At 60.5% G+C, this 13,602-nt stretch carries 11 protein-coding genes; 9 read left to right on the forward strand and 2 right to left on the reverse strand.

The window, feature by feature from the left end:
* From AC4CWH_RS22550 to AC4CWH_RS22585, 8 genes are all read left to right on the forward strand, one after another.
* Complete coding sequence (locus AC4CWH_RS22550; RefSeq protein ID WP_491286290.1) at positions 1 to 999, forward strand: ABC transporter permease; 999 nt, start codon at positions 1 to 3, stop codon at positions 997 to 999.
* Positions 996 to 2,168, forward strand: coding sequence for an ABC transporter permease (locus AC4CWH_RS22555; RefSeq protein WP_491286288.1), 1,173 nt, complete (start codon positions 996 to 998; stop codon positions 2,166 to 2,168). Before AC4CWH_RS22550 ends, AC4CWH_RS22555 begins: the two co-directional genes overlap by 4 nt.
* A gap of 63 nt (positions 2,169 to 2,231) precedes the next feature.
* Positions 2,232 to 3,440: a glycosyltransferase family protein gene (locus tag AC4CWH_RS22560; protein ID WP_491286286.1), complete on the forward strand. Its 1,209-nt coding sequence runs from the start codon at positions 2,232 to 2,234 to the stop codon at positions 3,438 to 3,440.
* 6 nt (positions 3,441 to 3,446) lie between these two features.
* Positions 3,447 to 4,685 (forward strand): glycosyltransferase family 4 protein, encoded by a 1,239-nt coding sequence (locus AC4CWH_RS22565; RefSeq protein WP_491286284.1) that lies wholly within the window; start codon positions 3,447 to 3,449, stop codon positions 4,683 to 4,685.
* Between the two features lie 13 nt (positions 4,686 to 4,698).
* A complete protein-coding gene (locus AC4CWH_RS22570; protein ID WP_491287793.1) occupies positions 4,699 to 5,868 on the forward strand; it encodes a glycosyltransferase family protein in 1,170 nt (389 codons plus the stop codon).
* 145 nt (positions 5,869 to 6,013) lie between these two features.
* The gene (locus AC4CWH_RS22575) at positions 6,014 to 7,522 is read left to right on the forward strand and encodes a sensor domain-containing diguanylate cyclase (protein ID WP_491321575.1); all 1,509 of its coding nucleotides are present in this window, start codon (positions 6,014 to 6,016) and stop codon (positions 7,520 to 7,522) included.
* A 57-nt stretch (positions 7,523 to 7,579) separates the two neighbouring features.
* Positions 7,580 to 8,092, forward strand: a complete 513-nt coding sequence (locus AC4CWH_RS22580; protein ID WP_491286279.1) for an MgtC/SapB family protein — start codon at positions 7,580 to 7,582, stop codon at positions 8,090 to 8,092.
* Between the two features lie 222 nt (positions 8,093 to 8,314).
* Positions 8,315 to 8,461, forward strand: coding sequence for a DUF1127 domain-containing protein (locus AC4CWH_RS22585; RefSeq protein WP_491286277.1), 147 nt, complete (start codon positions 8,315 to 8,317; stop codon positions 8,459 to 8,461).
* 377 nt (positions 8,462 to 8,838) lie between these two features.
* Here the strand turns inward: AC4CWH_RS22585 and AC4CWH_RS22590 are convergent, their stop codons facing one another.
* Both AC4CWH_RS22590 and AC4CWH_RS22595 read right to left on the reverse strand, forming a co-directional pair.
* Positions 8,839 to 10,725, reverse strand: a complete 1,887-nt coding sequence (locus tag AC4CWH_RS22590) for a flavin monoamine oxidase family protein (protein WP_491286275.1) — start codon at positions 10,723 to 10,725, stop codon at positions 8,839 to 8,841.
* A gap of 283 nt (positions 10,726 to 11,008) precedes the next feature.
* A complete protein-coding gene (locus AC4CWH_RS22595) occupies positions 11,009 to 11,422 on the reverse strand; it encodes a hypothetical protein (protein WP_491321576.1) in 414 nt (137 codons plus the stop codon).
* 242 nt (positions 11,423 to 11,664) lie between these two features.
* On the opposite strand from AC4CWH_RS22595, the gene AC4CWH_RS22600 reads away from it, so the two are divergent.
* Positions 11,665 to 13,599 carry a BTAD domain-containing putative transcriptional regulator gene (locus AC4CWH_RS22600; RefSeq protein ID WP_491286272.1) on the forward strand — a complete coding sequence of 645 codons (1,935 nt, stop codon included), beginning with the start codon at positions 11,665 to 11,667 and terminating at the stop codon, positions 13,597 to 13,599.
* Positions 13,600 to 13,602: the final 3 nt, after the last annotated feature.

The following is a 13,602-nucleotide window of genomic DNA, read 5'->3' on the forward strand; positions in this document are numbered from 1 at the left end:
ATGATCCGCTACATCCTCTGGCGTTTTATGGTGATGATCCCGACGCTGGTGCTGATCTCCATGCTGATCTTCACCATCATCGAACTGCCGCCGGGCGATTACTTCGAAAGTTATGTCGAGGAGTTGAAGGCGATCGGCGAAAAGGCCGACATGCAGGAGATCGAGGCTCTGCGCGCCCGCTACGGCTTCGACCAACCGCTGCCGATCCGTTATGTGCATTGGGTTGGCGGCATGCTGACCGGCGATTTCGGCTATTCCTTCGAATACCGCATGCCGGTGACCGACGTGGTGGGCGACCGGTTGTGGCTGACGGTTCTGGTCTCCACCGTCACCATCATCCTCACATGGCTCTTGGCCTTCCCGATCGGCATCTACTCGGCCACGCATCAATATAGCTGGGGCGATTATGGCTTGACGCTGCTGGGGCTGATCGGCCTTGCGGTGCCCAATTTCGTGCTGGCGCTAGTGTTGATGTATCTTGCCAATATCTGGTTCGGCACCTCCATCGGCCATCTGATGGACCAGAAATATCTCGCCGAACCGATGAGCTGGGACAAGTTCCGTTCGATCCTCGAACACATCTGGATCCCGGTCATCATCATCGGGACGGCCGGAACCGCCGGCATGGTGCGCCGCGTGCGCGCAAACCTGCTCGACGAGTTGCACAAGCAATATGTGATGACGGCGCGGGCCAAAGGCCTGCATCCGTTCAAGGTGCTGATCAAATATCCGCTGCGCATGTCGCTCAACTTCTTCATCTCGGATATCGGCTCTGTGCTGCCGGCGGTCATTTCCGGCGCTGAAATCACCGCTGTCGTGCTGTCGCTGGAAACGACAGGGCCGATGCTGATCCGCGCGCTGCAGAGCCAGGACATGTATCTGGCGGGGTCGTTCCTGATGTTCCTCGCCTTCCTCACCGTGATCGGCGTGCTCATTTCCGATATCGCGCTTGCCATCCTCGATCCGCGGATCCGCCTGCGCGGAGGAGCCACGAAATGACCTCGCGCACCGATACCTCGTCCAACATCCTGCCGCATTATGTGCGCGATACGCCGTTCGACCCGAATGCCGACGATGCCGCCGCCGGCATCATGCCGGCCGATCAGGCCTCGCAGCTGAGGTTGATGTGGTGGCGCTTTCGCCGCCACCGGCTGGCGCTTGCCTCGGGCATCGCGCTTCTCCTTGCCTATCTGATGATCGTGATCGTGGAGTTTATCGCGCCCTACAAGGTGCATACCCGCAATGTCGAATTCATCTATTCGCCGCCGCAATCGGTGCATCTTTTCCATGAGGGCAGTTTTGTCGGCCCCTTCGTCTACGGCCAGACCATGCGGCTCGACATGCAGACGCTGCAGCGGGTCTATACGCCAGACAAGACGGATATTCAGCCACTGCGCTTCTTCTGCCATGGCGAGCCCTACAAGTTCTGGGGGATGGTGGATGCCGACCTGCATCTGGTCTGCCCGCCGGAAAACAGCCAGTTCTTCTGGCTGGGCACCGACCGGCTTGGCCGCGATATCCTGTCGCGTATCCTCTATGGCGCACGTATTTCGCTCACCATCGGCCTTCTCGGCGTCATGACGAGTTTCGTTCTCGGCATTGTGATCGGTGGCCTTGCCGGATACTGGGGCGGCTGGTTTGATCTCGTCGTGCAGCGGGTGATCGAGGTGCTGCAGTCCATCCCGAGCATTCCGCTCTGGCTGGCACTTGCCGCGATCCTGCCGGTCGACTGGAGCCCGCTTCTCATCTATCTCGGCATTACCTTTATCCTCGGTCTCCTCGACTGGACGGGGCTTGCGCGCGCGGTGCGCTCCAAGCTTCTGGCGCTGCGGGAAGAGGATTATGTGCTGGCAGCGCAGATGATGGGAGCGGGAAGCACGCGTGTCATCTCGCGCCACCTGATCCCCGGCTTCATGTCACATCTGATCGCCAGCGCGACGCTCACCATCCCCAGCATGATACTTGGGGAAACCACGCTGAGTTTCCTCGGGCTCGGGCTTCGCCCGCCCATTACCAGCTGGGGTGTTCTGCTCACGGAAGCGAGAACGGTCAGTGTTCTGGCGCTCTATCCGTGGCTGCTCTTTCCCGTCATCCCGGTCATTTTCGTGATCCTTGCCTTCAATTTCCTGGGCGATGGCCTTAGGGATGCTGCCGACCCATATAAATAGCAACCGAACGGATTGCGCGGGGAGGCGTTGTCCGGCAACTGAACTCGACGGAGAAGACTGAGCATGCCAAGACGCCTTGGGAACGCTCGTATCCTGATGTACAGCCACGATACGTTCGGGCTTGGCCATTTGAGACGCTGCCGCACGATTGCCCATTCACTGGTTGAGGACTATCGTGGCCTCAACGTTCTGATCATTTCCGGCGCCACGATCGCCGGCGCTTTCGATTATCGCGCCCGCGTGGATTTCGTGAAAATCCCCAGCGTCATCAAGCTGCGGAACGGCGAATACACCTCCATGGACCAGCACATCGACCTGCACGAGACCATGAAGATGCGCCAGTCGATCATCCGCCATACGGCCGAAACCTTCGAACCTGATATCTTCATCATCGACAAGGAGCCGCTTGGCCTGCGCAGTGAGGTGGAGGATACGCTCGCATATCTGAAGACCCGCGGCACGACGCTGGTGCTTGGCCTGCGCGACGTGATGGATGCACCGCATCTTCTGGAGGCCGAATGGAAACGCAATGATGTGCTGCGCAAGATCGGAAATCTCTATGATGATGTCTGGGTCTATGGCCCCCCGGATTTCTACGATCCGCTGACCGGCATCGACATTCCGCATTCGGTGCGCTCCAAGATGAATTTTGTCGGTTTCCTGCAGCGCAAGGCGTCGCTTGAGCCGAGCACCTCCCAGGCCGGCCGCGAGGATTACCTGCTGGTGACCACCGGTGGCGGCGGCGATGGCGCCGATCTGGTGCGCGACGTGATTGCCGCTTACGAGGCAGACCCGACGCTCACCCACAAGGCGGTGATCGTGCTGGGGCCTTATATGTCAGGCGAGCAGCGCTTGCGCTTCAAGGAGGCGTGTGAAGGCAACCCGCTTCTCGAAATCATCGAGTTCGATAACCGCATGGAAGACCGCATTGCCGGTGCCAAGGCCGTGATTGCCATGGGCGGTTACAATACCTATTGCGAAATCCTGTCCTTCGACAAACCGGCGCTGATCGTTCCCCGCACGCAGCCGCGCGAGGAACAGTTGATCCGCGCGACACGGGCAAGCGAACTCGGCCTGGTCAGCATGGTCTCAGGGGAAGAGTCCGTTGATCCCGTCAAGTTCGCCGCGGCCATCAAGGATGTGTTGCAGCGTGATCCGCCATCGGTCAGCGCCCCCGGCATGCATATGGAAGGCCTGCCCAATATTTCGCGCATCGTGGCGGACTGGTTCAAGCGCAAGGGCTCCTATCATCTGTCGCTCGCGCAGGGCTGAAATCACATGAAAAAGATCCTCGTCCTGCTGAAAGGCTATCCCCGCCTGTCGGAAACCTTTATCGCGCAGGAATTGCTGGGGCTGGAGCGGGCGGGATTTGACCTCGAACTGGTCGCCATGCGTCGCCCGACCGACAAGAAGCGGCACCCGGTACACGATGAGATCCGCGCAAAGGTCTGGTATCTGCCGGAATATTTGCACGAAGAACCGTGGCGCGTGCTGAAGGCCATCGCAAAGGTTGCCCGTCGGCCGGGATTTGTCCCGGCAACGCGGGCTTTCCTGAAGGATCTCGCGCGCGATGTCTCGCGCAACCGCTTTCGCCGCTTCGGACAGGCGGCCGTGCTGGTGGCGGAATGGCCTGAAGATGCCGAATGGCTGCATGTGCATTTCATCCACACGCCCGCCTCCGTCGCGCGCTATGCCAGCATGATCGGCACCATTCCCTGGACGGTCTCGGCCCATGCCAAGGATATCTGGACCTCGCCCGACTGGGAGCTTGAGGAAAAGCTCGGGGCTGCCGATTGGGCCGTTACCTGCACCCGTGTCGGTTTTGACCAGTTGACCATGCTGTCGCGCGGAAAAAACAACGTGCATCTGAGCTATCATGGCCTGGATCTCGATCGTTTTCCGCATTTTGACGCAGAGCGTCCGGCCCGCAACGGTTCCGATCCTCAAGCCCCCGTTCGTTTGTTGAGTGTTGGCCGCGCCGTGCCGAAAAAGGGCTATGACGTGCTGTTGCAGGCGCTGGCAAAGCTGCCGGCCGACCTTGCCTGGCATTTCACCCATATCGGCGGCGGCGATGAACTGGCGCGGTTGAAGCCACTGGCGGAAAACCTTGGGCTTGCCGGGCGGATCACCTGGAAGGGCGCGCTCGACCAGCGCGACGTACTGCAACATTACCGCGACAGCGACCTTTTTACGCTCGCCTGCCGGATTACCGCCGATGGCGACCGCGACGGGCTGCCCAATGTCATGGTGGAGGCGGCAAGCCAGGGCCTGGCGGTTGTATCCACCACCGTTTCAGGTATTACCGAACTCTTCGAGGATGGAGAAAACAGCCTGCTCGTTGCGCCGGATGCTCCGGATGCGCTGTCCGCAGCGCTTGCGCGGATGATCGGCGATCCGCAGCTGCGCTTTACCCTTGCGCAAAAGGCCGAGCACAAGGTGCGCACGCAGTTTGACCATCACAACAGCATCCGCGATCTGGAGCGGCTGTTTGCAGCAAGCTGGACAAGGAGCGCCTGACGTGACGGAAGCAATCATCGAGACGGTAAAAGCGCCCCGGAAAATTTTCTTCTACGTCCAGCACTTGCTGGGCATCGGCCATCTGGTGCGCGCCAGCCGCATTGCCGAGGCGCTTCATGCGGCCGGCATGGATGTGACGCTGGTGACGGGCGGCAATGCCATCGAAGGGTTTCCGGGCCAGAATGTCCGCCATGTGCAACTGCCCGCCGTTCTCTCCTCCAGCACCGGCTTTTCCGGCCTGATCGATGAAAACGGCCGTCGCGTCGATGACCGGTTCGAGGCACGGCGCACAGCACTCCTTATCGAAGCCTTCCATGAGGCAGCCCCCAATGCCGTGCTGATCGAGGCTTTTCCTTTTGGCCGTCGCCAGATGCGGTTTGAGCTTCTGCCCCTGCTGGAGGCGATCCGGCAGGTCTCTCCGCGCCCGCTTCTTTATAGTTCGGTACGCGATATCCTGCAGGAAAACCGTAAGGCCGGCCGCGACCGCGAAACCGCCGATCTGGTGGCAAACCATTTCGACGGCGTGCTGATGCATGGCGATCCGCAATTCGTCCGGCTGGAAGACACGTTTCCGCTGGCGAGCGACATTGCCGGAAAGGTGCATTACACCGGCCTCGTGGCGCCAGTCACGCCAGCGCCCTCTGCGGATCGTTTCGACGTGGTTGTGTCTGCGGGCGGCGGTGCAGTGGGGGCAGCGCTTGTCGAGGCAGCGCTTGATGCCCGCGATATCCTTGCCGATGACAAAAGCTGGTGCCTGATTGCCGGCCCCAATATGCCGGCCGAACAGTTCGATCGCCTCTCGGCGCGGGCGGGCGAAAACGTGGCGCTGGTGCGTTTCCGCACCGATTTCCCGAGCCTTCTCATGAATGCCGAACTGTCGATTTCACAGGCTGGTTACAATACGGTCTGCGATCTCTTACGAGCCCCTTGTGCCTGCGTACTCGTGCCCTTTGCCTCCGGCGGCGAAACCGAACAGACAGTGCGCGCGCAAAAGCTTGCCGACCGCGGTTTTGCCGAGGTGGTCGGGGAAACGCAACTGTCTGGAGAAACGCTGGCGGCCGCCATCGACAAGGTTCGCCAACGCCCGTTGCGGCCGCAAATGTCGATCCTGATGAACGGCGCGCAAACCACCGCTGCCATCATCGAGCGGGAGCTGGAAGAACGCGAGCCGGCGCGCGCCTGATCCGCCGGTCATTCGGATGGCTTGGACAAACGCAAGGAACTGTCAGAAAAATCCCTGACAGCTGTTTCATTTTGCTCCAAACTGGCTGACACTCCAACGGATTCGTTCTATCAACTGACCGCAAGATGCTTTGCGAGGGCGCCCGATGAACAAGAACAGCAGCGCTGATGTCTTTAATCTTGCGCCCATTGCTATGTGGATCGAAGATTTCAGCGGCGTCGCGGCGCAGTTCGACGTGTGGCGGGGCCAAGGCGTAACGGATATCCGCAGCTATCTGCGTGAAGACCTGTCGCGGGTGGCGCTGTGTGCCTCGAAGATCCGCGTTCTCGAGGTCAACCGCAAGACGCTGGACCTGTTCGAGGCGGACAGCCAGGCGCATCTGGTCGCCAATATCGATCGCGTCTTCCGGGACGACATGCTGGAAAGCCATATCAACGAGCTTTCCGTCCTGTTTGACGGCCGTACGGAATTTCTGGGCAGCGCCGTCAATTATACGCTCTCCGGCCGGCGGCTGGACATTCAGCTGCGTGGCACTGTCATGCCGGGCCACGAGCATAACCTCGACCGGATTCTCCTGACAACGGAGGATGTCACCGAGCGCGAAGATGCCCGCCGACGCGAGCTTTCGAACCGACAGTATGCGGAAGGGATCTTCCAGCATTCGCCGGTGTCCCTCTGGGTGGAGGATTTCAGCCGCATCCGGGTGATGCTTTCGGATCTGCGCGAGCAGGGGATTGTCGATTTCCGCGTGTTTACCGACGTACATCCGGAATTCGTCCGTCAGTGCATGAGCGAAATCCGCGTCATCGATGTCAATCAGGCAACGCTGGACCTGTTCTGCGCCCCGGACCGCCAGACGCTTTTGCAGCGTCTGGGCGATATTTTCCGCGACGAGATGGAAAAGCATTTTCGCGAACAGCTGGTGGAATTGTGGAACAACCACCTTTTTCATCAACGCGAAGTGGTCAACTATTCGCTCGACGGGTCCGAACGTTACGTTCTGATGCAGTTTTCCGTGCTGCCGGGCCACGAGAACGACTGGTCTCTGGTTCAGGTGGCGCTCACCGATATCACGGCGCGCAAGAAGGCGGAAGCCTATCTGGAATATCTCGGAAAATACGACGTATTGACCAAGCTGCACAATCGCGCCTTTTATGTCGATGAACTGAACCGCATGGAGCGCAAGCCGCTGCGGCCGGTGTCTGTCCTCGTCGTTGATCTCAACGGCTTGAAGGAAACCAATGACACGCTGGGCCATGACGCGGGTGATGCCCTGCTGCGGCGGATCGGTGAGGTGCTGAACGGTGCCGTCACGCGGCCGAACCACGCCGCCCGCATCGGCGGCGACGAGTTTGCAATCCTGATGCCGGGCGCCGACCGGATTGCGGCAACCGCCATGGCCGACACCATCCAGGAACTGTTGAAGATCAACAACCAGTTCTACTCGAACGCGCCGCTCAGCATTGCGCTTGGTATCGCAACCAGCGAGCAGGGCGAAAAGATCGAGTCAGTGGTGCGGCGGGCAGATGCCGTGATGTACCAGCAGAAGCGTACGTTCCAGTCCGCAAGGCAGCGGCGCGCGACAGACGAGATGGACAGCGATCATCATCCGGGCGAGCGGGTCTCTACGCTTCGCCAGCCGGCCGCCGAATAAGTCGCATCCCGCTGCAGCGATGGGAACATCAAGGGTGCTGCCGCTGTTACGCGCTGCATGACCACCCTTGCCGATGAATTTGCCCATCAAACCTATCTGCCGCTCAGCGTGATTGCGCTGCGCCTGACCATCGCGCTTGTCTGCGGCGCAATCGTCGGGTTTGAGCGGGAGTGGCATCAGCATGCGGCGGGCCTGCGCACGCATATCCTGATATGCCTGTCATCGGCGACCGTTGCCATTGCCGCAATCGAGATGACGCATCTGCCGATATTTAACTCCGACCATACGCGTCTTGACCCCCTTCGCCTGATCGAAAGCCTGACGAGCGGCGTTGCCTTTCTTGCCGCCGGCAGCATCGTTTTTGCCCGCGGCGCGGTGCGCGGGTTGACGACGGGCGCCGGCATGTGGCTTGCCGGCGCAATCGGCCTTGCCGCTGGCCTCGGCTTCTGGCAGCTGGCGGGCATCACCACGGGTTTTGCCATGCTCGTGCTCTGGCTGCTGCACAGCCTTTCGACATGGTTGAGCAGGCGTGACACACGAACATCCGGCAGCGACGGCGATCCGCGCTGAGCTGCGCCAGCAGTGCCAGCGTTTGGCCGAAAGCCCATGAATGATGCACGCGCAGGCATCCGAACATGGCAGGGAGGGGGCGCCTTGCGCTGCGTGCATAGGTGACGTGAGGCATTGCGACTGTTCGTTGGCCGCGGCCGGGTCTATATAGAGGACATCAAACGACGCCGGAGCCAAATACGGTTGCTGACGTCAAACGGAACCTCAGGAAAGGGGATCATCATGAACGTAGCACGCTCTTTCAACAATTGGCGCAAGTATCGTCAGACGGTTACTGAACTCGGCCGCATGAGCAATCGCGAGCTGAACGACCTGGGCATTGCCCGCGGCGAAATCCGCGATGTGGCCCGCTCTTCGGTCGGCTTCTAAGCCCGTCACGTGCCTTCGATTGTCGATCAGACGCCCGCCATTGCCGCGGGCGTTTTTGCGTTTGGGGCCCGGATGCCGTGCCTCGAAATGTAGGGTTACAAGCATCCCGTTTTTTGCATAGCTGCACTGCAACATAATGCCTATGAAATCCGCGAATTGGGCGTATGATCATTTTCATCGAAGCAATGCACCTCCTCCCGCAGAGCTTCGTGTGTCAGACGACCCACTCCTCCTCCCAAGGGGCGTCTGCAGAGCGGCGGCACTCCTCCTCCCGGTCGCCGTTCAGTTCTTTTCGAAAAGCCTGCCGCACCTCCTCCCGCGGCAGGCTTTTTGTTTTTCAGCCGGTCACACCGGCGATGCCGGCATCGCGCCTGCGCTTATCCTTTCATCCCAGCAAAACATCCGCAATCGAGGCAGGCCAGCGGGTCGAGGCTGCGTGCAACCGCCGCAATCGCGCAATAGGCCGATGCCACGGCGCCTTCCTGCCATCCGGGCCAGTAGCTCCAGGTATCGCCGGCGCAGAAAAAGCGGCCTGACCGTTCGAATGTGGTGATCTGCCGGTAGATATTGGGCGATGTCGTTGCCGTATCCGAGGCCCAGCCGCCCACCTGGTTCGGCATATATTGCCAGGCAATCGACAAGCCCCGGTAAACCTCGTCTTTCGCGTTCGGATGCAGCAGGCCAAGGCCGTTGCGCGCCGAGGTGATACGATCAACATTGTTCTGTCGCGCATAATTCACCGCCGGCGTGCCGCGATTGTAGGCGCCGGTCAAAATGCCGGTATGCGCGGTAAAGTCCTCCGACGGATACCAGATCTGGCCGATAATGTCGGTGGTCCAGGAAATGCCGCCGTAGATCTCGTCTTCGGTTTCCCAGAAGCGGGTCTTGCCCTGCCATCCGACCTTGATCGCCGGGGTCCAGAGGTTGGGCGTCGGATCGTCGTCGCCCCATTCACCCTTGACGGAAAATGCATCGAGCCCGTTGAGGAAGGCCTGCGGCAGACCTTCCTTGATCAGCAGGCGGTTGAGAAGAGACGGCGCTGCCGTGGAGATGCAGAAATCGAACTCGTGTCGCTGGATGCCGGCCTCGCCTGCGGCGTTGGCCGGGTTGACGCGCAGCGTCACGCCGCCGCTGCCGGGACGAATGCTGATGACAGGTGTGTTCAGCAGAACGAGGTTGCCGACCTTGGGGCTGGTGCCGGCGGCGGTCTGCAGGCTTTCGTTCCAGATTGCCGTGGCCGGCACATCCTGCAGCAGCAATTGCTGCCAGATCCGGTCCATGCCCCCGATCGGCTGCATCAGCGACGGCTGCCAGTCGATGTTGAAGCCGTTGAACAGAAATGATCCCGGCGACAGTTCCGGATTGGCGTCTGCATCGCCGATGAAGCCGGAGGCCAGGATCTTGTCGAGCGGCACGCTGTCACGCAATGTGCCGCCATCCCGCCAGCCCCCGGGCAGATGTGTATAACCCAGCCGCGAATTCGGCTGAATGGCGCCGCTGGCGTCGAGATTGCCGAACAGCCGGTACAGGTTGTCCAGCGCCTTTGCCTCGTCAGTGCCGGTGCTGCCCTTGAGCTTGATGCCCTCGCGGGCCACCTGGAACATCATCTCAGCCATTTCAGCATAAAGACTATAGGTCACCTGCGCAAAGGTGATGGGTGCCCCGTTTTCAAAGGTCTGGCTTTGGATGAGGTTGGACATGGACTGGAAGAAATACGGCTCCAGCGCCACGCCGATCTCCTGGCAGAGCGCAATGAGATTGACGTGGTTGGAGGGGATGCGCCCCGGTCCGGCATTCAAGAACAGCTCGACCGGATCCCGATCCGTATCGGGCTTCCAGTCGTCATCCATGAACTCGCAGATCTGAAGATCGGGGGCAGGGCTTGTCGCCACCTCCTGGTAACGATCGGCATACATCGCCGGAAACTGCTCGGTGCCGAGGTATTTCTTGAACCACCATTTTCGATAGTCCTGGTTGGAGGGGCGTGCGGTGAGGCTGCGTCCGCCATAACGGCTGTCGGCCTCGAACACCACGACCTTGAAGCCGGCATTGGCAAGCCGGTAAGCCGAGGTAAGGCCCGCCACGCCGGCGCCAACGATGGCGACGCTTTTTCCCCGGCCGAAATCGGCGGGAAGATCCGGCTGCGTGGTTCTGTAGGCGGCCTGCGCCTGGCCGAGATTGGAGAGAAGCGGTGGCGCAAACGCGGCGCCGGCAAGGGCTGTCATGCCGCGCAATATGGTGCGGCGTGTCCATGTAGATCTCATCCCAGTTTTCCTCCCGAGGCATGGTGAAAGATCGTGAAGCGGAACAATGCGGCTTTATGGCCCGGCTGATGCAGGGATAGGTCTTTGCAAATAAAGCAGGCAGATGCGGTGCAGCACAGTGGCCCACGGGCTGCGTGGGCAATGGTGGGCGGGCCAGACGAGACGTCATTTTATGCTGACGCTGTTCTTCTTTTAGCTGTGTCGTCGCTGACAAATATACTTAAGGTTGCTTTCTGTGCGTTGTCAACCTCAGATATTGTGATCACGCCTATCCGGCGCTTGCTTACGCTTCGGCCTGAAAACCCCGCACCCTGTGCGGCAGGACCACGGCAGCCTTATCGACCGGCGGGCGGCCGATGCACTGGTAACCCCGTCGCCTTCGGCTATAGGCGAAATGCGTTTGTCCGGCGGCATGGGTGGTGGCCAGAACACGGTAACCGTTGATGAATTCGTCTGTCACCAGCAGATCCTCGCCCCACACCCAGCCGCCATAGGCGGTGCCCTTGTCGGAGCGCAGCACCAGTTCGAAAAAATGCCCGCCGCCACTTTCGCCCATACGAAACACAAGGTCGAAATTGTCCTGATCCGCATCCTCGAACTGCCCTTGCGCAAGTCTGGCATAAGCAACCTTTGCTTCAGTCAAGGCACCGATTGCGTAAAATGGATAACCTTTGAACCACATGAACTCGGTGATCACGTAACCGACGTCATCCGCCCGTTGGTAGGGCTCTGTATATGAAGAAAATTGCAAGTAAGAAGAATTGAATGTCATGCGGTTCATCATTTCTATTTGACCGGCAGAATGGTATCCGGACGGGTTCCTCTGCTATTTAACTTCAAGAGAATCATGCACAAACAGCGTCACACCAGCGTCAAACGTTTGGCATCCTGTCTTGTGATGCCGCGTTCAGCGACGGATACTGGCAAAGAGGTGGGATCGTGAGCGGCGACCAAGGGAAACCATCCATCCGGCTGTTTGGCGCCCCCCGATGGGAAGGGGACGGCCCGGCATTTTTCCCGGCCAAGGGGTTCGTTCTCGTGGCCGCCCTTCTGCTTTCGCCCAACCAGTTTCTCACCCGTCAGGCGGCGGCCTCCCTTCTGTGGGAGGATGCCGACCAGAAGCGGGCGCTGGGAAACCTGCGGCAACTGCTGTCGCGGCTGCAACCGCTCGCAACGGAAGAGGGCGCCTTCGTCAACGCCACGGCTGCCGGTCTTGGTGCCGGTGCGCTGGCGCAAAGGTCTGATCTGGCCGTGTTCCTCTCTGCGCTGACATTGGAGGATGCCGGCCAGCGCCTGCAGACGCTTTTGAGCGTGGGCGGAGACCTGCTGGCAGGGCTTGAGGAAAACCAGGAGCAGTTTTACCTCTGGCTGATCTCCGAGCGGCAACGGTTAAAAGACCTTTTCTTTTCCGCCTTCGGCCAGACCCTTGAAGATCTCACGCGCTTTGCGATGACGAAGACCACTGAGATCGCAGCGCTTGCCGATGTGGCGCTGAGGCTGGAGCCGGAGCGGGAGGAGACGTATCGCGCCCTGATGGCCGCTTATGCGCGTGCCGGCGATATCGCCGCAAGCGACCGGATGTTCGAGACGCTCACCCGGCAATTGCTGCTGGACGGGCGAACTCCCGATCCGGCAACCCTTGCGCTGCACAGACGCAACAGAAGTTATGCCGCACCCGCTCGCGACGAGCCGCCGGCATCCGAGCCGGCCGAGGTGGCCAAGGCAGCAAAAAAACCGCGCGTCGCCTTCCTGCCGCCGGTCATCCTGGCACCGGGTGGCCTGTCCGTTCCCATCGCCTCGGCCTTTGTCGAGGATGTCGCAAACAGCCTGGTGCGCTACCGCACGTTTACCGTGCTTGCGCCGCACAGCAGCTTTGCCTCGGCAGGTGATGCGTCGGGCAAGCTTTACCAGTCCCTGCGCGCCGATTACCGCGTGCGTTCCACCCTCATCGAGCCGACGCGCCTGTCCTTTGCGCTGGTGGAGGAGGAAACAGCCGAGGTGGTATGGGCGCTGGAAGTGGCGCTGGATGCCGAGCAGGTGCATGCGGCCTTCCGGCTGCTGTCGAAACAGATTGCCGCAGCACTTGCCGAACAGATCGAAAGGCTGCAGATCGAAACCTTCCGCGCGCAAGATCCCACCGCCTATCAGCGCCTTCTGGCCGGCCAGCACCTTTTGCGCGGCAAATGCGACCTGCCGTCCTTGAGACGGGCACGGGCAGAATTCCGCAAGGCGCTGGAACTCGACCGCAAAATGGCAGCAGCGCGCGCCCGCATTGCCCAGACGCTGCAGCTGGAATGGCTGATGCTCGGCGGCGGCGATCCGCATCTTCTGCACCGGGCAAAGGCCGAGGCCGAGGCGTCGCTCGACATCGACCCGGCGTCCGGCATGGGCCACTGGATGTGCGCCGTGGTTGCGCTTTACCGGCGCGATTTCGACACGTCCGCCCAGCGCTTTTTCGAGGCCGAGGCGCTCGCCCCCAATTCCGCCGACCTGCTTTTGCAGCACGCTGATGCGCTCGCCCATTTCGGCCAGCCGGATGCCGCCTGGACCCGTTTCCAGCAGGCCATAGACCTCAACCCGCTCGCCCCCGACATCTACTGGTGGGCGGGTGCTTGCATCGCATTTAAAAGGGAGGATTACACAACTTCAGTGGAACTTTGCAGTCACATGGCAAATGATGAGCCCGCATTGCGTGTGCTGACCGCAAGCCATGCGCTTAGCGGCAATATCAATGCTGCGAGAACATATGGGCGACGCCTTCAGGAAATGTACCCGGGCCAGACAGCCAGAGACATTAGCGGCGTTTCTCCAGACAAGAACTCTCAGGACAACACGATTTTATACAACGCCCTGCGCTTGGCAGGCATCAATTAGGAG

Source organism: Neorhizobium sp. PAMB6716, from assembly GCF_058242805.1.